This window comes from Brevibacterium sp. FME17 (assembly GCF_014897515.1).
Lineage (GTDB): Bacteria > Actinomycetota > Actinomycetes > Actinomycetales > Brevibacteriaceae > Brevibacterium.
The window spans coordinates 193,427-217,475 of sequence record NZ_JABUYD010000001.1 but is presented as its reverse complement, the minus strand read 5'-3'; the positions used below and the strand labels follow the sequence as shown (position 1 = coordinate 217,475).

Genomic DNA, 24,049 nt, shown 5'->3' with positions numbered 1-24,049 from the left:
GTGTGAATGACCAGAAGCTCTGAAAGGACCCGCATGTCTTATAACCTGCAGCAGCCGAACAACGGCTCTGACCAGTCGCGTCCCATGCCACCGAATTATTCTCAGGCCTCTGGACCCCACCAGCCCTACAGCCAGCAGAACCAAAGCTACGGTTCGCAGCAGCCAAACCCGGCTCAGCAGAACTATGGTTCCCAGCAGGGCCAGCCCCCACAGCCCGGCTACGGTTTCCAACAGCCTTATGGTCAGAGCCAGCCCGCTCAGCCCGGCTACGGTTCCCAGCAGGCCTACGGCCAGGGTCAGCAGCAGTACACGCAGCAGCCCTATGGGCAGCAGGCCTACGGCAACGGTCCTGCGCAGCCGGTCGGCAATCCGGCCATGTTCGACTCGCGGATGCTGCCGGGGAATGCCTATGGTCCCGGCTCCGAAATGTTCTGGCAGGCCAGCGAGAGCGAAAGAACCACGGTGCTGTGGACTCATATCGGGTCCATCTTCGTCGGTTTCCTGCCTCTCATCATGTTCCTGGTGAAGAAGGACGAATCGCCCTATGTACGCGAACATTCGCGGCAGGGACTCAACGCGATGATCACGAACTGCATCGCCACGTTCGCTGCTGTCATCGTGTTCTTGGTCTTGGGTTTCCTCCTCGCCTTGGTCACCTTCGGCCTGGGCATCTTCATTTATTTCTTGGCGTTCATCGTCCCGATCTTCTACACGGTGCTCTACATCATCGCTGCGGTTGCAGGGAGCAAGGGCGAGGGCTATAAGTTCCCGCTCGTGTTCAACTTCGTGAAGTGATCACGCCAATCAGATGATCTGATCGTGTTATCTGCACGCAGAAGTCGCTGTCATCGCATTTGATGACAGCGGCTTCTCTGCGTTCGACTCAGTTCACAGAGTCGAGCGGTTCAGTTAGTGGGACCCAGCGGTTCAGTTCACGTAATCCGTGAGGATGCGGACCATGTAATCAGCCATCAGCCGGCCCTGCAGCGTGGGTGCAAAGCGGCCTTCGCCTACAGCGTCACCATCGAGCAGTCCCTGTTTGACGAACCCTCTGATTGCCCGCTCACTGCCTGCGCCCAGTGAATCCAGCGGCAGTTCCGAATCGATTCGAGCCGCGAGCATGATCCGCTCGACCTCCTGGGTCGTTGTGTCCAGCACCTCGCGTCCGATGGCGGGCGACTCACCTGCCAGCAGGCGGTCGGACCAGGCACGGGGATGTTTAGCATTCCAGAATCGCACCCCACCGATGTGCGAATGGGCTCCGGGACCGAAGCCCCACCAATCGGCATTGCGCCAGTAGGCCATGTTGTGGTCGCAGCGGGTCTTCGCTGACGTCGACCAGTTGCTGACCTCATACCAGTGCAGACCGGCGGCTTCCATAGCAGCATCGGCGATCTCATACTTATCGGCCAGGTCGTCTTCGTCGGGCATTGCCAGTTCGCCGCGGCGAACCATGGCCCCCATCTTCGTCCCGGGCTCGACGATCAGCGAATAGGATGAAATATGATCGACGTCGTTGCTCAGAGCCACTTCAAGTGATCTGCGCCAATCGTCGATGGACTCCCCCGGGGTTCCATAGATGAGGTCGAGGCTCAGTTCCAGTCCGGCCTCTTTGATCCACCGGGCCACATCCGGAATCTTCTTTGGGTCGTGTGTGCGATCCAAGGTCGCGAGCACATGGGGTACCGCTGATTGCATGCCCAGGGAGATCCGAGTGAAACCTGCGGCTGCCAAGGTGGCGATATAGGACGGGGCTAAGGTGTCGGGGTTCGCTTCGGTCGTGACCTCGACGTCAGGTGCCAACCGGAAGCGGTCGCGGATGTCGTCCATCACTCCGGCCAGCACCTCGGCGGCCAGCATCGTCGGAGTGCCCCCGCCGAAGAAGATCGTCGTGACCGTACGATCGCCGGCGCCTGCCTCGGCGAGCACACGGGTCGAGAGGTCGAGCTCCCGGGCAAGATTGCTGCGATAGTCGTCGCGGGAGGCACCGGGACCCAGATCTTCGGCGGTATAGGTGTTGAAGTCGCAGTAACCGCAGCGGACCCGGCAGTACGGGACGTGGACGTAGAGGCTCAGCCCACGATCTGTCGCGCCGATCCCGGCCGAGGCCGGCAGCGAACCGTCGAGCGGTGGGGTCTCACCAGTCGGTTGTGCGGGCACTTACTTCTTAGGTTCCTTCTTGGACTCCGGCTCATCGGAGGACAGCGCTGCGATGAAGGCTTCCTGTGGAACTTCGACATTGCCGACGAACTTCATTCGCTTCTTGCCTTCCTTCTGCTTCTCCAGCAGTTTGCGTTTACGGCTGATGTCGCCGCCGTAGCACTTGCTCAGCACGTCCTTGCGGATGGCGCGGATGGTCTCGCGGGCGATGATGCGCGAACCGATGGCCGCCTGGATAGGCACCTCGAACTGCTGGCGGGGAATCAGCTTGCGCAGCTTCCCGGCCATGAGCACGCCGTAGGAGTAGGAATTGTCGCGGTGGACGATCGCAGAGAAGGCGTCGACCTGGTCGCCGTGGAGCAGGATGTCGACCTTGACCAGATCTGCCGCATCTTCGCCGTCGTCGGAGTAATCCAGCGTGGCGTAGCCCTTGGTCTTCGACTTCAGCTGATCGAAGAAGTCGAACACGATCTCGGCCAGAGGCAGCCTGTAACGGATCTCTACCCGGTCCGAGGACAGGTAGTCCATGCCCAGCAGGCTGCCGCGACGTGTCTGGCACAGCTCCATCACCGCACCGATGTGCTCACTCGGCGTGAGGATGGTCGCCCGGACCATGGGTTCGCGGACCTCTTTGATCTTGCCCGTCGGATACTCGCTGGGGTTCGTGACCTCCATCTCGGATCCGTCTTCCATCGTGACGTCGTAGATCACGCTGGGTGCGGTGGAGATGAGGTCGAGGTCATATTCGCGTTCTAGGCGGTCGCGCAGAACTTCAAGGTGGAGGAGTCCGAGGAAGCCGCAGCGGAAGCCGAAGCCCAGTGCCGTGGAAGTCTCCGGCTCGTAGGCCAGCGAGGCGTCGTTGAGCTTGAGCTTGTCGAGCGCATCGCGCAGCACCGGATAGTCCGATCCATCGATCGGGAAGAGCCCGGAGTACACCATGGGCTTGGGTTCCTTGTAGCCATCGAGTGCCTGTTCGGCCGGCTTCGAGGACGAGGTGACCGTGTCACCGACCTTGGACAGGCGGACGTCTTTGACACCGGTGATGAGGTATCCGACCTCGCCGACCCCGAGCCCCTTCGTGGCATTCGGCTCCGGTGAGGAGACACCGATCTCGAGGAGTTCGTGGGTGCTGCCGGTCGACATCATCGTCAGCTTCTCACGCGGGCGCAGGGCACCGTCGATAAGGCGAACATACGTCACGACGCCCCGGTACGTGTCGTAGACGGAGTCGAAGATCATGGCTCGCGCTGGAGCATCCGCGTCGCCGACTGGAGCGGGAATGTCGGAGATGATGCGGTCGAGGACCGCGTCGACGCCTTCGCCTGTCTTACCGGAGACCAGCAGGCAGTCTTCGGGTTCGCAGCCGATGAGGTTGGCGAGTTCTTCCGCGTACTTCTCCGGCTGGGCCGCGGGGAGGTCGATCTTGTTGAGCACGGGAATGATCGTGAGATCGTTCTCCATGGCCATGTAGAGGTTAGCCAGCGTCTGGGCTTCGATGCCCTGTGCGGCGTCGACGAGGAGGAGCGCACCTTCACAGGCGGCAAGCGACCGGGAGACCTCATAGCTGAAGTCGACGTGGCCCGGTGTGTCGATCATGTTCAGAGCGAAGGGAGTGTCGTCGTTCTCCCAGGCCATGCGCACGGCTTGGGATTTGATCGTGATTCCGCGTTCGCGTTCGATGTCCATCCGGTCGAGGTACTGAGCACGCATATCGCGCGGCTGCACAGCCCCTGTGACCTGGAGCATCCTATCGGCCAGGGTCGATTTGCCGTGGTCGATGTGAGCGATGATGCAGAAATTGCGGATCAACTCGGGTGATGTAGCGGACGGAGAAATCCGTTCGAGTGCTTGTGGCTTCACCTGAGGTGACATGAACGCCCTTCCTTCGACAGACCAGAACTTCCATTGTTCCATGGGTTGCGCACCAGACTGGAATCCTCAGCACCTGGGAACAGTCCGGGCGTCCGGTCACATGCGGGCAACACGTGTTCGAAGCCACTTCAACTGGCTGAGAATCCCGACGCCGATCCCCACTTTCGGTGCTGATCGGCGAAGATTGGGGCATGAGCGATTTCTCGATCATGAGCTTCAACCTCAGGTATCCGGCGCTGGACGGGCATCCCGTGTCCAAGCGTCTGCCCATCGCCGCCGATCTCATCATTGAGGCTCACCCTCACATCATCGGCACGCAGGAGGGTGAGCTCGATCAGCTCGAGACACTCATCAGCCTGCTCCCCGATGAGTACATCTGGTTGGGTGAGGGGCATTCGGGCGGGAATTCGGGTGAGTTCACCGCCGTCATCTACGACTCGTCGCGCTTCGACGTCGACAAGGTCGACATCAGTTGGCTCTCCAAACAGCCGGAGACGGTCGCCTCCGAATCGTGGGGCGTCTCCCACGCCCGAACCCTGACCGTCGTGGACCTTCGAGACCTGGTGACAAGTCGGTCGCTGCGCCTGCTCAACACCCACCTCGACCACAAATCGGAGGAGGCCCGTCTGGAGTCGGGGAAGATCATGGCACTCCACATCGCCGAGGCGAACGGTCCGGCCGTGGTCACCGGCGACTTCAACGTCGCCACCGGCTCCCCCGTCTACGACTATTTCTGCACAGAGCTGGGACTCACCGACACTGGGGCGGTCGTCCCGAGCCAAGACATCGGCACCTTCCACCGTTACAAAGGTCCGAAAGTCGGTGATGGCCGCATCGACTGGATCCTCACAACTTCTGACCTGCGGACCCTGTCGACTCGGATCAATACCTTCTGCACTGATGGTGAGTACCCGTCCGACCATTTTCCGATCGAAGCGGTTCTGGACTACGTCGATTAGGATTGGCGCACATGAGTTGGAAAACACTGGTCAATCGCGCCGTCAAGATCGGCGTCAATGAAGGCTTCAAGTTCCTCAGGGACTCCCAAGCGAAGAAGAAGGCAGGCTCGCAGGGGTCAGGACCCCACCCGAGCAACCCCCCGCGAGGTGATGCACGGGCCTCCGGCGCCGCCTCAGCGAAGGACAGTGACTATCCGGGTGACTACCAAGGCTCGGTCAATGTCTCCTATGCACCCGATCTCGACGGCGATGCCGATCCGGGTGAGGTCGTGTGGGGGTGGATCCCCTTCGAAGAAGACTACTCCCAGGGCAAGGACCGCCCCTCCTTGGTCGTCGGCAAGGATGGTCGCTGGGTTCTGGCACTCATGCTCACCAGCAAGGATCACATCCCCGGTGGCGTCGGCGAGGTTCGCGAAGACCGTCACGCTCGGTGGATGAATATCGGCAGCGGCGACTGGGACTCGCAGGGTCGGCCCTCTGAGATTCGTCTCGATCGCGTGATCCGTCTCGATCCGCAGTCCATCCGCCGCGAAGGTGCGATCATGCCCCGCGAGATCTTCGAACAGGTCGCCAAGAACGTCAACGCCGGCTGACCCCGGGCCTGAACCGAGACCGAGATCCTGCGACCAGGCGTAGGGAATTTCTGCCTGACAGGATCAGCCTGTATCGTAGAGAGAGTATCTTCATCAATGGCGTGTGTCTCGTCTAGGTCGGGTGAAGATGCCACCGGATTCGATATCGTCGATGTGTTTCCCCGCGGAGACGAATATGTCGATCAGGTGTGCCCTCACGACCATGTTCCACTAACACGAAAGAGTGTTGAAATTGGCTAATATCAAGTCACAGATCAAGCGGATTGAAACCAACGAAAAGGCTCGCCAGCGCAACAAGGCTGTGCGGTCCGAGGTTCGGTCACACGTCCGCGTCGTCCGCGAGAACATTGCTGCCGGCAAGAAGGACGAAGCACAGCAGGCTTATGCTGTTGCCGCCCAGAAGCTCGACAAGGCTGTTTCGAAGGGTGTTCTGCACAAGAACAACGCTGCGAACCGCAAGTCGAGAATGGCCACGCAGATCAACGCTCTCTGAGTCGATCACTGAGGCTATAGCTTCGAGGGGCCCGATCCGTTTGGATCGGGCCCCTCGTCTATTCACTGCTCAGTGTTTGCGATGTGTTCACCGCTTAGCGTTATGCAGCGTTTGGGATGTGTTCGCCGCTCAGCGTTGGCGAGCCAGCCGGCAGACTTCGGAGACGAACCATTCGACCGCGTAGACCGGGTCACGGCCTCCGCCCTTGACGGCTTCATCGGCTTCGGCCGCCGCAATCAGTGACTGTCCCAGCGCCACTTCGTTCCAACGGCGCACCTCACGCCGGGCACGGTCGACCTGCCACGGAGCCATCTTCAGCTCCGCCGCGAGTTCACCGCTTGATCCCGAGAAGCCCTGGACCTTGGCCATCCCCCGCAATTTCATTGCAACAGCGGCCACCAGTGGCACCGGGTCGGAGCCGGTCGACAGTGCGTGACGCAGGAGGCTCAGTGCATTCTTCGCATCTCCCCCGACGGCAGCGTCGGCGACCTTGAAGCCGGTGGCTTCCACCCGACCGCCGTAGTACCGGTCGACAACCTGAGCGGTGATGGTTCCTTCCGTGTCTTCTACGAGCTGCTCCACACCGGCGTTGAGCTCGGACAGGTCGGCCCCGAGCGCGGACATGAGTGCTGCCATCCCGGATTCGTCGATCTGCCTCTTCGCAGCCTTGAACCGGCCTTGGGCGAATTTGGCCCGGTCACTCTCGTTCTTCAGCGCGGCCGCATCAACTCGGGGGAATCCGTTCGCCTCGATCTTCTTGACCAGCTTCGCACCCCGATTTCCTCCCCCGTGCAGGAGAACGACGACGGCATCGTCATTGGGGTCATCGAGGTAGGCGAGCGCATCTGCCAAGAATGCTTCCGAGCACTTCTCGACGCTGTCGACGACGATGAGCTTCGAAGAAGAGAACAATGAGGGCGAGGCCGCCATGAGCAGCTCTCCGCCTTGGTATCCGGCGGCGTCGAATTCGATCTCCTCCGGGTCGGACTTCCGTGCGGCAGTGACGATCCGATCCTTGGCCATTCGGATGAGCACAGGCTCGTTTCCAGAGATCATCACTACGGGCGCGGGCTTCGCGGAACTCCACGGGATCAGGGTCTTCTTCACTGCCATGGCCCAAGCCTATCGTTAGCCATGGACACGACGCGCCGCAGTCACCGGCAGTCATGGGCAGCCTCGCCCGGTGCTGTACTGTGCGTCCGCATAGATGGCGACGGTGCCGCAGAGGTCGGTGCGCAGAACAGTGACGGGTCCGAAGGCCTGCAGGGCTCGTGGCGTGGGATGGCCGTAGCTGTTGTCTCCCACCGAGACCACTCCGAGGCGAGCGCCTGCGGCCGTGAAGAAGTCCTCTGACAGGTCGGAAGAGCCATGGTGGGGTGCAATGAGCACATCGACGGGTTCGAGGTTCTGAGCGACGATGAACTGTTCGTCCTCGCCGATATCTCCGGGGACCAGGTAACTCAAATCGTTCTGCTCGACCCTCAGCACCAGAGAATCCTCATTGCGCACCTCGGTGCCCCCGCTCCCTTGTGCTTCCTCGGCCCCTGCCGCCTCCTCTGCACCCCCTGACTCCTCCGTGTTCGTCGTAGGCGGCCAGAGCACCTCGATCTGTGCCCCACCGGCGTCGATCGTGCGTCCACGTGCTGTGGCAACCACCTCGGCGCCGGTGTCTTCAACGATGTTGCGGGCTTCGGCTCCCCCACTGACGTTGGCAGACACCCACAGCTGCTGCAGGGTCCGCGACCATGTGGTTCCGGCATACCCAGCACTGTGATCGGCATCGAAGTGGGAGATGAACAGATCGAACTCCTCAATCCCACCCTCGTCAAGGCACACGTCGACCGGCTTCGGGTCCTTCCCCGTGTCGACGACGAGCCCACGGCCTTCGCCGAGGTTGATCAGCGTTGCCGAGCCCTGCCCCACATCGCAGACCATCACCAACCAGTCATCTGCCGGTGGTTTCGTCCGGCCGACCACGATGATCAGCGCTGTCAGGCAGATGCAGACGACGACCACTGGAACTCCCCACAGTCTGCGGCGCACTATCAGCCATGTGCCTGCGGCCAACACGACGAGGAGCCCGGTTGCGGCCAGCGTCCCCCACGGCGGTTGCGGCCAGTCCAATGCCGCCCCGGGCAGTCCGGCACAGGCCCTGGCCACGGCAACGATCCACCATGCGCACAGAGAGCCGAACCAGGCAGGCAGTTGAGCAGCCCACAGCAGTCCCGGGACGCCGACGAGCCCGAGACCCCCGCACACCAGCGATAGGAACCCGAGGATGGTGGCCGGCAGCACTGCGGGTGCGGCCAGGGCGTTGGCCGCCACCGACCACATCCCGATCCGAGGATCGATCGCCACTAGCACCGGGGTACATGCCAACTGAGCAACCAGGGGCACGAGGAGGGCGCTGATGACGATGGCGGGGACCAGCGACAGTCGCAGGCTCAGATACCGCAGAAGGATCGGAACGATGAACATGATGGCGGCGGTCGAGACGACGGAGAGCACAAACCCCACCGAGGTGGCCAGCACGGGGACCAGGCTGAGCAGAAGGCACACGGTCGTGCTCATCACCGCCACCGGTGAGATCCCTCCCCCACGTAGGAACACGAGGGCCACCGCGATAGCCATCCCAGCGGCCCGGATGGCACTGGGTTCGAATCCGACTACGAACACATACCCGATGCAGGTGAGCACCCCGACTGCGACGCGTGTTCTGGGCCCGGCCCGACACAGTCCGGCAAACAGTCCGGCGCCGAGGCTGACGATCGTGACATTGCTGCCTGAGACGGCCGAAATGTGAGTCAGGGACACCACACGCATGTCGTCTTCCATCCGTGCATTCTGCGGCCCGGTGTCTCCGACCACGAGTCCTGGCAAGAGTGCTCCGCCGCTGTGGCCCGAGGCCAGTGAGTCTTCGCGCAGCTGCATGCGCAGGTCCGTTCGCCACTGCCACAGCCTGTTCGGTGTACGAAGGACGTTCGCATCAACGTTGGAGATGCGAATGTCATCGAGGGCTTCGGTGCGCATGGACACACGAGCACCATCGGGTGGCGCCGAGGGACTGAGCACCTCGGTGATACCGGTCGAGGTCAGCACCGTCAGCCGAGACCAGCCCGATTCCCCCGGCTGGCTGTGCCCGACCACGATGCCCTCCGCCGAGGTGGCATCATCCGTTCCTCGAGCGGCGCCGAGCATGGTGGTCTGGATCGTGAACAGGCAGGTGAAGACGATGAGGAGCACACCGAGGTGATGGTGCCTGCGCAGACACAGGAAGCCGAGGCCGACGAGAGCTGGTGCAGCCAGCAGCGCCCAGGGTCCGAGGTCCAGCAGTGCAGTGGTCCATAGTGCCAGCGCGCAGATGAGCAGGCGAACCGATCCGGGCCAGATCTGGGCAGTGGTCCTCACACAGGTGACAACCGTCTTCCACCGGTCTCTGACCCGCTCAGATTTCGCCCCACCAGTCCTCGCTCGCTGAGCCCTACCCGACGGTGACAAGGTCTTTGAGACTTTCGAAGGTCTTGGGTCCGATACCTTGGACGAGCAGCAGATCCTCGACGCTGGTGAAGGGCTGCTCCTCACGGTGGGCAATGATCGCCTCTGCGGTCACAGGACCGACTCCGGGCAGTGTCTCCAGGCTCGTGAGGTCAGCGGTGTTGAGGTCGACTTTTGCCCCCGGATTCGGATCTGCGGAGCCGCTGCCGGGATCACCTGCTGCGTTGTCCTCCGCACCACCGGAACCTGCGCCCCTGGAGCTCGCAGCCCCTCCTGGGTCTCCGCCTGGACTGGCACTTGAGCTCCCGCCTGCGTTCGAAGCAGTGCCGGCGTCATCAGCACGACTCGTCTCTGGCTCTTCTCCGCGGGCGGGGATGTGGATCTGCTCGCCGTCTTTAAGGACCCGGGCAAGGTTGATCGCCTCCGCGTCGGCTTGTTCCTTCAGTCCCCCGGCCTCTTCCACCGCGTCCTGGACTCGAGTTCCTGCACTCAGGGTCACGACGGAGGGTCTGTGCACTGCTCCGGTGACATGGACGACGACGGTTCCGTCGTCGGCGCTCTGGGTCGCAGTCGCGCCTGCACTGCCACCGGCGTCTGTGCCGCCGCCCTCTGCTGATCCCACCTGTTCTTCAGAGGCGGCATGGTGTGGGGCGGGTCGGAAGATGAGGAAGGCGATGACGAGCACAGCAATTGTCGCCACCGCCAATGCCACCAGGATGGGCAGGCGCACTCGACGCTGCTCTACCGGCTCTTCTTCGCCTTCGGTGTCGCTTCCGAACACATCTCCTGGGACCCACCCGCCGCGTTCGGCGCTGGAATTGATGAGGCCTGCGAAGCGATCATCGGGAGAGACGGCCATGTCGACAAGCTTTGGGTACAGGCCTCGCTCGCACCAGCGCCGAACTGCCGCTTGTGGAAACCGTCTCTGGGTCCACAGGTCAAACACGCATGACTGGGCCACTCGTCCACAGTCTGGTGAGCATGAGTGGACCGGTGGTGAGAAGCTCAGGGTCTGGTTTGGACCGTGATTCCGATGGTGCCGGATCCGACGTGGGCGGTGATGATGGTCGACAAGGTTCGAAATGTCGTCGGTAGGCCGGCCGCTTCGATCTTCTCGCGCAGCGTGACCACATCTGGGTGGGAGGGTTCACCGTCCGCGTGCTGGATCTCCACGTACACGTCCTGCTCATCGGAGGCGATCTCGGCTGCGGTTTCACCGGCTAAGGCAACCATGCGATCGAGTGCCTTCGTGCGGGTGCGGACCCTGGCGACAGGGGCCACGACACCGGCGTTGAGCCCGAGCACCGGAACGATCTGCAGGGCCCGGCCCAGCAGCGAGGACGCGGCACCGATGCGACCGCCTCGGCGCAGGTGTTCCAAGGTCTCTGGAGCGAATGCGGTTCGGGTCTCGCCGGCGCACCAGTCGGCGACGGTTCCGGCGATCGACGCCACATCGTGTCCCTGTGTGATTCCGGCGGCAGCGATCGCAAGTGCGCCGGCCAGTCCCGCCGAGGTGGTCCTGGAATCCACAACGTTGATCAGCGAATCCTCGAGCGCAGCGGCGGCGACGGCCGAGTCACGTGTCCCGGAGAGCTCCCCCGACATGGTCACAGCGATGATCGCCTCAGCCCCATGGTCGAGCAGGGTTGAGTAGGCCTTGGTGAACTGAGCGGGAGTCGCCATGGAGGTCGACACCTCGGCGCCTTCGTCCATCTTCTGGCACAGGTGCCCCGGTTCAAGCTCGCCGTCTGCGAAGGCGACCCCTCCAACGAGCACCGTCAAGGGAACGACGGCGAAGAGGTCACCGGTGATCTCGCGCAGCATGGATTCCTCGTCGTCCGACAGCTGTGCCGTCGAGTCGGTGACCAGGCCGATCTTCATGGTCGGCCCAGCGCCCGATACGTCCAGCCGGCCGCGCGCCACACCTGCGGTGTCAGCACATTCCTGCCATCGATGAGGAGTTTGTCTGCCACCAACGACGCTGTGGCCACCGGATCAAGATCCCGGTACTCCTGCCACTCCGTCAGCAGCAGCACAGCATCGGCGCCGGCCAGAGCCTGCGAGGTATCAGCCACATAGTTGAGTTCGGGGAAGGTCTTGGCCGCATTGTCGATCGCCTGCGGATCCGTCACCGTCACCACACCGCCCTGGGTCGCGATCAGACGCGCCACAGCCAGAGCAGGCGAATCCCGGACATCGTCGCTGTTGGGTTTGAACGCGGCGCCGAGGACCGTGACCTTCTTCCCGATGAATGACCCGTCCAAGGTATCCCGGGCAATGTCGACCATGCGCACACGGCGTCGCATGTTGATCGAGTCGATCTCCCGCAGGAACGCCACCGCCTGATCGGCACCCAGTTCACCGGCACGGGCCAAGAAGGCACGGATGTCCTTGGGCAGGCAACCGCCGCCGAAGCCGAGGCCGGCGTTGAGGAACTTCCGTCCGATGCGATCATCCATCCCGATCGCATCCGCCAGCTGGGTGACGTCGGCCCCCGAGGCCTCGCACAGCTCCGCCATCGCATTGATAAATGAGATCTTCGTGGCCAAGAATGAGTTCGCCGCGGTCTTGACCAGCTCGGCGGTCGCGAAGTCTGTGATCATGCGCGGCGTCTCTTCGGCCAGCATGGTCGCATACACCTCGTCGAGGCCAGCAGTGGCCTGTTCACCGGCCTGCCCATCTGCGACACCGTAGACCAGGCGGTTGGGGTGCAGCGTGTCCTCCACAGCATGACCTTCCCGCAGGAACTCGGGATTCCACATCAGGGTTGCTCCCGCGGGAGCCAACAGAGCGGCCAAACGTTCTGCAGTACCGACAGGAACGGTGGACTTACCCACAACCACCGACGTCGAAGTCAGATACGGAATCAGCGAATTCGCTGCCGCATCGACGTAGGTGACATCGGCTGCGAACTCTCCCGGCTTCTGTGGGGTTCCGACACACACGAAATGGATCCGCGAGTCCGCGACACGCGAGACGTCTGTGGTGAATTCGAGACTGCCGAGGTTCTGACCCTTCACCAGCAATTCACTCAGCCCCGGCTCGAAGAAGGGCGGCCGACCAGAGGTCAGCGCCGCCACCTTGTCAGCGTCGACATCGACGCCGACTACCTCGTGTCCCAGTGATGCCATAGCCGCCGCGTGAACAGCGCCCAGGTATCCGCACCCGATGACTGAAATCTTCAATCCGTGTTCTCCCTGCTTCGTCCCGGCATTTCAGCCACACTATATGCCACTAGGTTCCACGATATCTGCAGGTTGAAACAGTACCCTTGGAATTGTGAAGCGTTTCTTGGATTTCCTGACCAACTCACCGGCGGCGGTAACATTCGCGGTGCTCAGCGTGCTGGGCATCGTCCTCTTCGCTGTGCCCGGACTCCACCCCTTCGCCTGGATCATCGGCCTGATTCTGTGCCTCGGAGTCATCATCGCCTTGCTCATGTTCCATGGCGAGTGGCGGCGGGCACAGATACAGATCGATTCTCTGCGCCAGCTGTTGAGCACCGAACGTGGGCGTCTCGATACCCTGGGTCTGACTCCTGTCGACGAAGACGTCACTGCGCTGCCCGACGAAGAGCGTGCGCGGCGGATCCTGGGCCTGCTCCCGGATTCTGCGGGCCTGGTGCAGTCGCTGCGTCTGGATGCGACTTACGGGACGCTCGAGGTTGACGAACTCGAGCCGCTGCACACGTTCCGGAAGGAATTCGCGAAGTCCAGCTTCGACAACCCGCGTTCCCACACAGCGTTCATGGATCTCTACCGTGCCGCCGAAGCTCTGTCGATCTGGGTGAATGAGGAGACTCGCCAGCTTGCCGACGATAAGTCGAAGCGAGAGATCCGTCCCGGAGATTCCCGCAAAGGCGGCTGGAGAGAGTACACGGAGGCTCGCAGCCGCGGCGAGAGCCTGGGCGACAAGTTCGTCTCCGCCCGGTGGGAATTCAACCAAACAGCCCTGGAGCTCGGACTCGTCGCCTAAGGCGAATTGAACTGAGAACCACGATGGCGACGGACTCGTATCGAGTCCGTCGCCATCAGTGTCAGCAGCGTTACCGAGTCAGTGCCGGCTACCGGGTCAGTGGCGGCTACCGGGTCAGTGGCGAATCCACCACGAATCGGTCGGTGTCACCGGTGTGCGACGTTTGTGTTCGGAGGCACGGTATTTCTCAACGAGTGCCGAAGCAGCAGCCTTATCGATGTCCTTGCCCTCGAGGAAGTCATCGATCTGGTCATAGCTGAGACCCAAAGACGACTCGTCGGTCTGGCCCGGTGCATCATCGAGCAGGTCCGCTGTGGGAACTTTGCGAACCAGGTGCTCGGGAGCGCCGAGGTGGTCAAGCAGCGCTCGTCCTTGTCGCTTATTCAGTCCTGCCAGCGGCACAACATCGGCGGCACCGTCACCGAATTTGGTGAAGAAGCCGGTCACGGCCTCTGCCGCATGATCGGTGCCCGCGACGAGGAGACGCTTCTCCCCTGCCAGCTCGAACTGCGCGATCATGCGCATCCGTGCCTTGACGTTGCCCTTGCCGAAGTCGGTAATGGCGTCTCCGGTCGCGCTGGCATATTCGGCCGCCGCAGCGTCGGTGGCCGAACCGATGTTGATGACGACCTCATGGTCGGCTCGGATGAACTCCAGCGCACTCTGAGCGTCATCCTCATCGGTCTGCACATGATGAGGCAAGCGGATCGCCCAGAATTCGGCGTTCGCTCCCCTCCTGCGCAGCTCCTCGACCGCCAACTGGCACAGTCGTCCGGCCAAGGTGGAGTCCTGCCCACCACTGATGCCCAAGGTCAGACCCTTGACTCCGGTAGTCAGGATGTATTCGGCCAGGAATTCGACACGACGAGCGACTTCCGTTGCCGGATCTATTGTCGGCCTCACACCCAGGGTGTGCCGGATTTCGTCCCGTGTGGCTTCCATTGACATATGTATTCAACCCTTCCGGGCAGACGCCGTGTCTCAGGCGTCGGGGACGATATTGACCAGTTTGGGCGCGCGCACGATGACCTTGCGCACCCCGGCCCCGTCGAGTGCCTTGAGCGCATTCGGCGATTCCAGTGCCAGCTCCTCCAGGTCCTCGGCCGAGATCTCGGGGTCGACCTCGAGTCGTGCACGCACCTTGCCCTTGACCTGGACGACACAGGTGACCTGGTCGGCGACCAGATGCTGCGGGTCGGCGGCCGGGAACGTCGCATAGGTCAGAGTTGAGGTGTGGCCCAGTTTGGCCCACAGCTCCTCGGCCAGGTGCGGCGCGAAGGGCGAGAGCATGATGGTCAGCGGCTCCAACACATCTGCCGTGACTCCGCCCTGCTTCGTGGCGTGGTTCGTGAGCACGATCAGCTTCGAGATCGCGGTGTTGAAACGCAGATGGTCCATGTCGTCACGGACGCCGTCGATGACCTGGTGGAGCACCTTGAGCGTCTCAGGTTCGGCCATGCCGTCCCTGATCGCCGACTCGCCGGTGGTCTCGTCCACGAACAGACGCCACACACGCTGCAGGAACCGCTGCGCACCGACGACGGCACGCGTCTCCCAGGGACGAGCCTGTTCGATCGGTCCCATCGACATCTCATAGACACGGAACGTGTCAGCACCGTACTCGTCATACATCTCATCGGGCGAGACCGAGTTCCTCAGTGATTTGCCGATCTTGCCGTATTCACGGTTGACCTGTGCACCCTCGTACCAGAAGGTCGACTCACCGTTGCCATCTGTCTTCTCCTCCACCTCGGCGGCGGGGACATAGACGCCGCGTGAGTCGGTGTAGGCGTAGGCCTGGATGTAGCCCTGATTGACCAGACGGTGGAACGGTTCCGACGATGAGACATGGCCGAGGTCGAACAGGATCTTGTGCCAGAAGCGAGCGTAGAGCAAGTGCAGAACCGAGTGCTCGGCACCGCCCACGTAGAGGTCGGCACCGCCGCGCGGCTTGGATTCGCGTGGGCCCATCCAGTACTTCTCGTTGTCCGGGTCCACGAGACGTTCGCTGTTGTGCGGGTCGGCGTAGCGCAGCTGGTACCAGGACGATCCGGCCCAGTTGGGCATCGTGTTCGTCTCGCGGTAATACTTCTGCGGACCATCACCCAGGTCGAGTTCGACCTCGACCCAGTCGCGGTTGCGCCCCAAAGCAGGCTCCGGATTGCTGTCTGCATCATCGGCGGCAAACGTCCGCGGAGCGAAGTCGTCGACCTCGGGCAGCCCTACCGGCAACATGGAGTCGGGCAGGGCAATCGGCGTTCCGGCCTCGTTGTAGACGATTGGGAACGGTTCGCCCCAATAGCGCTGGCGGGAGAACAGCCAGTCGCGCAGTCGGTACTGAGTCGACTCGGTGGCCAGCCCCTTCTGGGCCAGCCATTCGGTGATCGTCGCCTTCGCCGCGTCGACTTCGAGACCGTTGATGTCGATCTCGTCGTTGGCGGAGTTGGTCATCACCCCGGTCCCTGTGTAGGGCTTGTCCTCATCGTGATCGGCCGGGGGCGTAACGGTGCGCACATACGGCAGTCCGAATGATTTCGCGAAGTCCCAGTCGCGGGTATCTTCGGCCGGAACGGCCATGATCGCGCCGGTTCCGTAACCCATCAGCACATAGTCGGCAACGAAGACAGGAATCTGCTTCCCGGTCGCGGGATTGATCGCATAGGACCCGGTGAAGATTCCGGTCTTGTCTTTGCTCTGCTGACGATCCGCATCGGTCTTCGCCGCTGCTTCGCGCTGGTAGGCGGCGATCGCCTCGACGGGGGTGGGCTGACCGCCGCGCCACGACTCGGGAGTCTGCTCGCCCCACTCAGCGGCTGTGAGTGCGGCAACCTGCGGATGCTCTGGGCTGAGCACGAGGTAGGTGGCACCGAAAAGGGTGTCGGGACGAGTCGTGTAGACCTCGAGCTGCGCATCCGAGGCGGCCACGGGCAGGCGCAGCAGGGCACCCTTCGAGCGGCCGATCCAATTGACCTGCATGCTGCGCACTGCCGAGGGCCAGTCAAGGCCGTCCAGATCGTCGATGAGGCGATCGGCATAGGCGGTGATGCGCATGTTCCACTGCCGCAGGCGGCGGGTGTAGACAGGGAAGTTGCCCCGCTCGGAGAGGCCTTCGGCCGTGACTTCCTCGTTGGCGAGCACGGTGCCCAGCCCCGGACACCAATTGACCGGGGACTCAGAGACATAGGCCAAGCGGTAGTCCTGCAGGATGGCCTCCTGCTCGGACGAGCTCAGCTCCGACCAGGGACGGGAGTCAGGGGTCTGTTTGGCTCCCTGCTCGAACTTCTCGATCAGCGTGGTGATCGGCCGAGCGGCGCCGACAGAGTCTTCGCCTTCGGTGCTCGCCTCCGGGTCATACCAGGAGTTGAAGATCTGCAGGAAGATCCACTGGGTCCACCGCACGAACTCATCGTCGGTGGTCGCGAAGCTGCGGCGAGCGTCATGGGCCAGACCCAGCCGACGCAGCTGTCGTGTCATGTTCTTGATGTTCGCATCCGTCGTGATGCGTGGGTGCTGCCCCGTCTGGACTGCGTATAGGTCGGCGGGCAGACCGAAGGCGTCATAGGACAGTGCGTGCATGACATTGTGCCCGCGCATCCGCTGATAGCGGCCGTAGACGTCCGTGCCCAAGTAGCCCAGAGGGTGACCGACGTGCAGCCCTGCCCCTGACGGGTATGGGAACATGTCCATGATGTAGAGGGACTCACGCTCGCCGAGGGCCTGTGGCGGACCATATGCAGAGTCCGAATCCTGTTGACCGAGACCTCCAACAGCCTGGCTCAGATCACCGGTTGGGTTCGGGGCGTGGAATGTTCCCGCCTGTTCCCATGTGTGCTGCCATGACTTCTCGATTTTCTCGGCCAGCACCGCATCGTAGCGGAAACCGGTCTCCTCAGGATTCGTCGTCATTACCTTCCTTCACTGGCTGGGCGTGAGCGGGTTTTGACCATCGTACTCTGAACACTCCCTGCTTCGACTTGGCTAGACTGCGAGACAGAGGTGTGACGAGGGTTTGAGCTTCCAAACGTGAGCGATTTCACCTCACAACGCCAGACCAGTAAGATAACCGGGCAGTAACTTATGCCACGAAGGAGAGCTCATGAGCCAGGCGACAATGCCTCAATCCACAACCCCGGTTGTCGACTTCAAGGTCGACACGGCATCATCTACGACCGATATCTTCCTTGCGAAGGTCGCCGAGGACCCGAATCTGCCGCTGGTGGCCAAACCAGTTGAGAACAGCTGGGACGAAGTCACCGCCGGTGAATTCCTCACCCAGGTCCGAACAGCGGCCAAGGGACTCATCGCATCCGGAGTCGAGGTCGGAGACCGGATCGCGATCTTCGGACCCACCTCCTTCGAATGGACTCTCAGTGATTACGCCGTGTGGTTCGCGGGCGGAATCTCCGTACCCTTCTACGACACATCCTCAGAAGATCAGCTCGCCTGGATGATCAAGGACGCGGCCGTCGAACGTGGCCTCGTCAGCACTCGTGAGCACGCCGACCGGGTCGAAGCCGCCGCGGCCGCCGCTGGAGTCGCCACACCACAGCTGTGGGTCTGGGACCAGGGCGCGTTCTCCGAACTCGAAACCACCGGGCGACAGATCAGCGACGACGCCCTCGAAGCCGCACGCTCGCAGGTCACCAGCGAAACAGCCGCCACCCTCATCTACACCTCCGGCACCACAGGCAAGCCAAAGGGCTGTGTTCTTACGCATGGGAACTTCGTCCAGACCGTCCAGGCTGCTCAGGAGCAGATCCCGGAGGTCTTCACCGGAGGCATGCGCGCGCTGCTGTTCCTGCCACAGGCACATGTCTTTGCTCGCTTCATCGAGGTCCTTTCGATCAGCTCCGGCGCTGTGCTGGCCCACCAGTCCGACCTGACGAAGCTCACAGACGCTCTCGGCAGCTTCCGTCCATCGTTCATCCTCGGAGTCCCCCGCGTCTTCGAGAAGGTCTTCAACTCTGCACTGGCGCAGGCCCAATCCGGCGGCAAGGAGAAGATCTTCCGCCGCGCTGAGCAGGTCGCTGTCGCCTATTCCAGGGCCATGGATGCAGAGAAGATCCCAACCTCACTCAAACTCCAGCATGCACTCTTCGACAAGCTCGTGTACTCGAAGCTGCGTACGGTCATGGGCAACAACGTCCGTGCCGCGGTCTCCGGTGGCGGCCCGCTCGGCGCTCATCTCGGCCACTTCTTCCGGGGAATCGGCCTCGTTGTCCTCGAAGGTTACGGCCTGACGGAGACAACCGCCCCGATCACCGTGAATGTGCCGGAGAAGGCCAAAATCGGCACCGTCGGCGTTCCACTGCCCGGTGTCAGCGTAGCCATCGCCCCCGATGGCGAGATCCTGACCAAGGGCGTCCCTGTCTTCCGCGAATACTGGAACAACCCGAAGGCCACCGACAAGGAGTTCCACGGCGAATGGTTCGCCACCGGTGATCTCGGCTCTCTCGATGAGGACGGCTACTTGACGATCAATGGTCGCAAGAAGGAGCTCATCGTGACTTCGAGCGGCAAGAACATCGCCCCTGCACCACTCGAAGATGCCCTGCGTCGCCACCCGCTCATCGGCCAGCCCGTCGTCGTCGGTGACAACCGGAAGTTCATCTCCGCGCTCATCTTCCTCGATTCGGAAATGTTGCCGACATGGCTGAAGAACCATGACCTGCCGCAGATGGACCTGCGCCAGGCATCGGCAGACGAAACCGTGCGGGCCACCATCGAAAAGGCCGTCGAGAACGTCAACAGAACCGTGTCACGGGCGGAGGGCATCAAGAAGTTCACCATCCTGCCCGTTGAGCTCACCGAAGACAACGGCTACCTATCGGCCAAGCAGTCGGTCAAGCGTCACCTCGTCAGCAAGGACTTCGCAGCCGACATCGACGGGCTCTACACCGACTGATCACGGCGCGGCGATGAGACGTAGGCTGGGGCCCAACGTGACAACTGAGGCACTTTCACGAAGGAGCAGACCATGTCCGATGACACCAGCCAGATGAACAGCTACGTGGCCAAGGGCGAGGATTTCGACCGGGACACGAACTACATCGAAGATCGGATCCTCGCCGACCCTGACTCGCACTGGCCGGTCGAGTCCGGTCGCTACAGGCTCATCGCTGCTCGCGCCTGTCCATGGGCCAACCGGACCATCATCGTCCGCCGGCTGCTGGGGCTCGAGGACGTCATCTCCATCGGAATGCCCGGACCTACGCACGATGCACGGTCCTGGACGTTCGACCTCGACCCCGGCGGAGTAGACCCGGTGCTGGGAATCGAGCGCTTGCAGCAGGCGTTCTTCGCACGGTTCCCGGACTACCCGCGTGGAATCACCGTCCCTGCCATTGTCGACATCGCCAGCGGAATGGTCGTGACGAACGACTTCCCCCAGATCACTGAGGACTTCTCCACTCAGTGGACGCAGTATCACAGAGATGGTGCCCCAGATCTCTGGCCCGAGGAGTCTCGGGAGGAGATGGAGAAGGTCATGCGCCTGATCTACACCGAGATCAACAACGGCGTCTATCGCTGTGGCTTCGCCGGCTCGCAGGAAGCCTATGAGGCTGCCTTCGACCGGCTGTTCACTGCCCTGGACACCATTGAGGAACGACTGAGCCACTCCCGATATCTCATGGGCGGTTCCATCACCGAGGCGGATGTCCGTCTGTTCACCACTCTGGTTCGCTTCGACCCGGTTTACTTCGGACACTTCAAATGCAATCGCCAGACGCTGCGCGACTTCGAGAATCTCTGGGGGTACGCCCGCGATCTCTACCAGACGCCGGGATTCGGCGACACTGTCGACTTCACTCAGATCAAACAGCACTATTACATCGTCCATGTCGATGTGAACCCGACACAGATCGTTCCCCGAGGACCGGACCTCGCGGACTGGCTCTCACCTCATGGCCGAGAGGAGCTGGGCGGTTCGCCCTTCGGGGAGGGCACCGCCCCCGGGCCTGTCCGCGCCGGCGAAGTAGTTCCGAAAGAACATACTGCTGCAGCCTGGCTGTGATGACACGGGCAGCGCGGTGACACTGACTCTGCAGTTACTCGGGCTCAGCAGCGACTCGAGCTCAGCAGCGACCTGCATTGATCCGAGCCGAAGGCTCAGTCCCCTGACAGACCGGCTGGGCCTTCGGTGCTATCGCGGGAGAATTCGGTTCGCCCGGCAGCCTTGGCCTTCCTGCGTTTGCGGATCTTGAACACGATCCACACTGCGACGAAGACGAGCACAGCAACGATGACCAGCGTCTGGAAGTAGCCCGCGTAGGTTTCGACAATCGACCAGTTCTCACCGAGGTAGAAGCCAGCGACGATGAGGATGGTATTCCAGATCGCGCTTCCGGCTGTGGTCAGAGCCAGGAACTTGACGATCGACATGTTCCGCATGCCGGCGGGAATGGAGATCAGGGACCGGAAGATAGGGACCATCCGTCCGAAGAACACAGCCTTATCCCCGTGCTTGTCGAACCACCCAACCGTTTTGTGTACATCGTCGACGTCGACCAGCGGCATCTTCACGGCGATCCGGGCTATGCGCTCAAGGCCGATCCATTTGCCCAGCGCCCACAAGATGACCGCGCCGACGACCGATCCCACGGTGGCGAGGACGATCGCCAGAACGATGCTCATGCTGCCCTGACTGGCGGTGAAGCCCGCCAGCGGCAGCACCAGCTCGCTGGGAATCGGCGGGAAGATGTTGTCCAAGAAGACCAAGAAGCCGACACCGATCGGTCCCAGCGTCTCCATGAGCGTCACGGCCCAACCGGAGAACCCGCTGAGGTTGTCCGCTGCTGAGGAACCTGCGGACAACCTCAGATCAGCGCACTGGACTGTCGAAAATAGTGTCGGCATGATCGAAAGTCTAGATTACAGGCGCGGCCCACCCCTTTCAGGGCGCTCACAGCGGCTAGTGTTGAAACAGACACCTGCGGGTCAAGATCGAAGGAGCATGAAGTGGCACCAGCCAAAGTACTGGCCTCACGCAATACGGTCGCCGAAGTCGGCCACAATGCCATCACCCAGCCGGGACCCGCCCACCTGATGCGTGCCGTCAAACGTTTCGGCGAACGCCTGGGCAACCAATTCGGCGCGGCCATCACTTACTTCCTGGTTCTCGCGGTCATGCCGATCGCGATGTTCACCTTCGCAAGTCTCGGCTTCGTCCTCGACGTCGCCAAACCGGAGCTCCTCCCCGTCGTCGTTGAGCAGATCGAAAAGCAGGTCGGCGGAAATTCGTCTCTGACGGAACAGCTTGAGAGCTTCCTCACCAGCTGGCAGTCGGTCGGAATCATCGCCATCCTCGCCGCTCTCTATACCGGGCAGGGATTCATCGGCAACCTCGGTGCCGCTGTGAGAGCACAGCTGCATGCAGATTTCGACGATGTCGTTCCCAACCAGTCCTTCGTCAAGAAGATCCTCAACAATGTTGTGACACTCCTGGGACTCATCATCGGCCTGCTGCTCACAGTGGCCCTGACAGTCATCGGCACCGGATTGGGATCGGCCATCAGCGAGGCACTTCACCTCGGCGGATTCGCTTCGGTGGTACTGCGCGTGGTGCCGTTCATCATCACGTTGGGCGCCGCGTGGCTGATCTTCATGTTTCTCTTCACCATGTTGCCCGATCACCCGGTGGGCAAGAGAGCCAAGATCAGGGGCTCACTCATCGGCGCCGTGGCTTTCACCGTCCTCATCAACCTCGCGACAGTCCTCGTCGACGTCTTCTCCGGCAACAAAGCCGCCGGCGTGTTCGGATCGATCATCGCAATCATGCTGACAATGAATATCTTTGCTCGTATCATCCTCTTCGTTGCGGCCTGGATCGGAACCGCGAGTCCGCCTCGGCCACGGAAGGAGGACTCCCCCGAATACCGCTTGGTCGAACCCCAGGTTCAGATCCAGAGCCTCGGTGCGTTGTTGGCCGGAGCCGGCATCATCGCGCTCACGCTGCTCGGATTCCGTCGACTCGATGAACACCAGACGAATCGCGAGCAGACAACCCGTTAGACTAGGCGAGAATTCGCTAACTGACCGAGGAGACACGACCTTTGACTGATGCAACGACGGCTCGCCTGAACGAATGGGCGAACAAGCAGACTGCCGCCGAAGAACTCATTCCACTGACCGGACGTCTGTACCGAGAGAACGACGTCCTCCTGACGCTGTTCGGCCGGTCACTGCTGAATAAGTCAGTGACCGGGATGATCAAGGCACACCGATATGCCCGCCACTTCCTCGGCGAGGATCTCGACATCGAGGTGACGCTGGAGATCGTTCGAGCACTGTCCGAGCTTGATCTCGGGCCCACCCGCATCGACCTGGGCCGCCTCATCCAGAAGCAGCAGCAACAGTCGGACTCCATTGAGAGCTTCCTCTCCACGGAACTCGCATCAGTTGCCGGCGGCAATGGCGAAGAAGGCGCCGTACGCGACGTCGTTCTCTACGGCTTCGGACGCATCGGTCGCCTGCTGGCCCGCATCCTCATCGATCGCGCCGGCGGCACCGGAATGCGTCTGCGTGCGATCGTTGTCCGCAAGGGCAGCGATGATGACATCGTCAAGCGCGCTTCGCTCCTGCGACGTGACTCGGTGCACGGCAACTTCGACGGCAGCATCGTCGTCGATGAAGAGGCCAATACGATCCAGGCCAATGGCACCCTGATCCAGGTCATCTACTCCAACGATCCTTCACAGGTCGACTACACCGAATACGGAATCAACGATGCCGTCATCGTCGACAACACCGGCATCTGGCGTGACGAGGAGAGCCTGTCCAAGCACTTGGCCTGCCCCGGCGCATCGAAGGTCCTTCTCACTGCCCCGGGCAAGGGCGAGGTCAAGAACATCGTCTACGGAGTCAACGACGCGGCCATCCTCGACGAGGACACGATCATGTCAGCGGCTTCGTGCACCACGAACGCGATCACACCGGTACTCAAGGCCCTGCATGACAAGTACGGGGTCCGCAACGGTCACGTCGAGACGGTGCACTCGTTCACCAACGACCAGAACCTCATCGACAACTTCCACAAGGGTTCCCGTCGTGGTCGCGCTGCCGGCCTCAACATGGTCCTGACGGAAACCGGTGCTGCCAAGGCTGTGGCGAAGGCTCTACCTGAGCTCAAGGGCAAGCTATCTGGCAACGCGATCCGCGTTCCCACGCCGAACGTGTCGATGGCGATTCTCAACCTCAACCTTGAGAAGTCTACGAGCGTCGATGAACTCAACGCGTTCCTCCGCGAGACTTCGATGAATTCGGAGCTGCGCAACCAGATCGACTACGTCTCCTCCCCCGAGCTGGTCTCCAGTGACCTGGTCGGTTCGAAGCGCGCCGGAGTCGTCGATGGCCTAGCCACAATCGTCGACGAGGATCGTGTCGTCGTCTATGTCTGGTATGACAACGAGTTCGGATACAGCTGCCAGGTCATTCGCTGTGTGGCGAAGATGGCTGGGGTCGACGTCCCCGCCTTTCCCTGACCTGATCGGTTCGATCCTCTG

General features: G+C 62.0%; 19 protein-coding genes. 9 read left to right on the top strand and 10 right to left on the bottom strand.

The annotated features are described in order from the left end of the window. Positions 1–33: 33 nt before the first annotated feature. Positions 34–795 (top strand): DUF4870 domain-containing protein, encoded by a 762-nt coding sequence (locus tag INT40_RS00895; RefSeq protein WP_101570363.1) that lies wholly within the window; start codon positions 34–36, stop codon positions 793–795. 132 nt (positions 796–927) lie between these two features. Here the strand turns inward: INT40_RS00895 and hemW are convergent, their stop codons facing one another. Next, positions 928–2,160, bottom strand: coding sequence for a radical SAM family heme chaperone HemW (gene hemW, locus INT40_RS00890; protein WP_193070451.1), 1,233 nt, complete (start codon positions 2,158–2,160; stop codon positions 928–930). After that, positions 2,161–4,032 carry a translation elongation factor 4 gene (gene lepA / locus INT40_RS00885; protein WP_226830491.1) on the bottom strand — a complete coding sequence of 624 codons (1,872 nt, stop codon included), beginning with the start codon at positions 4,030–4,032 and terminating at the stop codon, positions 2,161–2,163. A gap of 191 nt (positions 4,033–4,223) precedes the next feature. On the opposite strand from lepA, the gene INT40_RS00880 reads away from it, so the two are divergent. The 3 genes from INT40_RS00880 to rpsT all read left to right on the top strand — a co-directional run bounded on the left by INT40_RS00880 (position 4,224) and on the right by rpsT (position 6,077). Next, entirely contained in the window at positions 4,224–4,991 is a 768-nt protein-coding gene (locus INT40_RS00880) for an endonuclease/exonuclease/phosphatase family protein (RefSeq protein ID WP_193070450.1), read from the top strand. 11 nt (positions 4,992–5,002) lie between these two features. After that, complete coding sequence (locus INT40_RS00875; RefSeq protein ID WP_193070449.1) at positions 5,003–5,584, top strand: type II toxin-antitoxin system PemK/MazF family toxin; 582 nt, start codon at positions 5,003–5,005, stop codon at positions 5,582–5,584. Positions 5,585–5,816: 232 nt separating this feature from the next. Next, complete coding sequence (gene rpsT, locus INT40_RS00870; protein WP_101570367.1) at positions 5,817–6,077, top strand: 30S ribosomal protein S20; 261 nt, start codon at positions 5,817–5,819, stop codon at positions 6,075–6,077. A gap of 129 nt (positions 6,078–6,206) precedes the next feature. On the opposite strand, the gene holA is transcribed toward rpsT, so the two are convergent. The 5 genes from holA to INT40_RS00845 form a co-directional block, all read right to left on the bottom strand. Then, positions 6,207–7,190 (bottom strand): DNA polymerase III subunit delta, encoded by a 984-nt coding sequence (gene holA, locus INT40_RS00865; protein ID WP_101570368.1) that lies wholly within the window; start codon positions 7,188–7,190, stop codon positions 6,207–6,209. A gap of 51 nt (positions 7,191–7,241) precedes the next feature. Further along, on the bottom strand, positions 7,242–9,485 hold the full coding sequence (locus INT40_RS00860; protein ID WP_193070448.1) for a ComEC/Rec2 family competence protein: 2,244 nt from the start codon (positions 9,483–9,485) through the stop codon (positions 7,242–7,244). A gap of 73 nt (positions 9,486–9,558) precedes the next feature. After that, entirely contained in the window at positions 9,559–10,431 is an 873-nt protein-coding gene (locus tag INT40_RS00855) for a helix-hairpin-helix domain-containing protein (protein ID WP_193070447.1), read from the bottom strand. A gap of 146 nt (positions 10,432–10,577) precedes the next feature. Next, positions 10,578–11,453: a DegV family protein gene (locus INT40_RS00850; RefSeq protein WP_226830490.1), complete on the bottom strand. Its 876-nt coding sequence runs from the start codon at positions 11,451–11,453 to the stop codon at positions 10,578–10,580. Next, positions 11,450–12,757 carry a UDP-glucose dehydrogenase family protein gene (locus INT40_RS00845; RefSeq protein ID WP_193070445.1) on the bottom strand — a complete coding sequence of 436 codons (1,308 nt, stop codon included), beginning with the start codon at positions 12,755–12,757 and terminating at the stop codon, positions 11,450–11,452. The genes INT40_RS00850 and INT40_RS00845 overlap by 4 nt, the downstream gene beginning before the upstream one ends. Before the next feature lie 94 nt (positions 12,758–12,851). On the opposite strand from INT40_RS00845, the gene INT40_RS00840 reads away from it, so the two are divergent. Beyond that, positions 12,852–13,547, top strand: coding sequence for a hypothetical protein (locus INT40_RS00840; protein WP_257930071.1), 696 nt, complete (start codon positions 12,852–12,854; stop codon positions 13,545–13,547). A gap of 114 nt (positions 13,548–13,661) precedes the next feature. Here the strand turns inward: INT40_RS00840 and nadE are convergent, their stop codons facing one another. Continuing rightward, positions 13,662–14,489: an ammonia-dependent NAD(+) synthetase gene (gene nadE, locus INT40_RS00835; protein WP_308298055.1), complete on the bottom strand. Its 828-nt coding sequence runs from the start codon at positions 14,487–14,489 to the stop codon at positions 13,662–13,664. 39 nt (positions 14,490–14,528) lie between these two features. Further along, positions 14,529–17,453, bottom strand: a complete 2,925-nt coding sequence (gene leuS, locus INT40_RS00830; RefSeq protein ID WP_193095276.1) for a leucine--tRNA ligase — start codon at positions 17,451–17,453, stop codon at positions 14,529–14,531. A 190-nt stretch (positions 17,454–17,643) separates the two neighbouring features. Between leuS and INT40_RS00825 the strand changes: the two genes are divergently transcribed. Further along, a complete protein-coding gene (locus tag INT40_RS00825; RefSeq protein ID WP_193095275.1) occupies positions 17,644–19,452 on the top strand; it encodes an AMP-dependent synthetase/ligase in 1,809 nt (602 codons plus the stop codon). A 72-nt stretch (positions 19,453–19,524) separates the two neighbouring features. Continuing rightward, on the top strand, positions 19,525–20,562 hold the full coding sequence (locus INT40_RS00820; protein ID WP_193095274.1) for a glutathione S-transferase family protein: 1,038 nt from the start codon (positions 19,525–19,527) through the stop codon (positions 20,560–20,562). 95 nt (positions 20,563–20,657) lie between these two features. On the opposite strand, the gene INT40_RS00815 is transcribed toward INT40_RS00820, so the two are convergent. Beyond that, positions 20,658–21,404, bottom strand: a complete 747-nt coding sequence (locus INT40_RS00815; RefSeq protein WP_226830489.1) for a DedA family protein — start codon at positions 21,402–21,404, stop codon at positions 20,658–20,660. 102 nt (positions 21,405–21,506) lie between these two features. Here INT40_RS00815 and INT40_RS00810 point away from each other — a divergent pair, with 102 nt between their 5' ends. Next, positions 21,507–22,559, top strand: a complete 1,053-nt coding sequence (locus INT40_RS00810) for a YhjD/YihY/BrkB family envelope integrity protein (RefSeq protein WP_101570377.1) — start codon at positions 21,507–21,509, stop codon at positions 22,557–22,559. 41 nt (positions 22,560–22,600) lie between these two features. After that, on the top strand, positions 22,601–24,028 hold the full coding sequence (locus INT40_RS00805) for a glyceraldehyde-3-phosphate dehydrogenase (protein ID WP_193095273.1): 1,428 nt from the start codon (positions 22,601–22,603) through the stop codon (positions 24,026–24,028). Positions 24,029–24,049 lie beyond the last annotated feature (21 nt).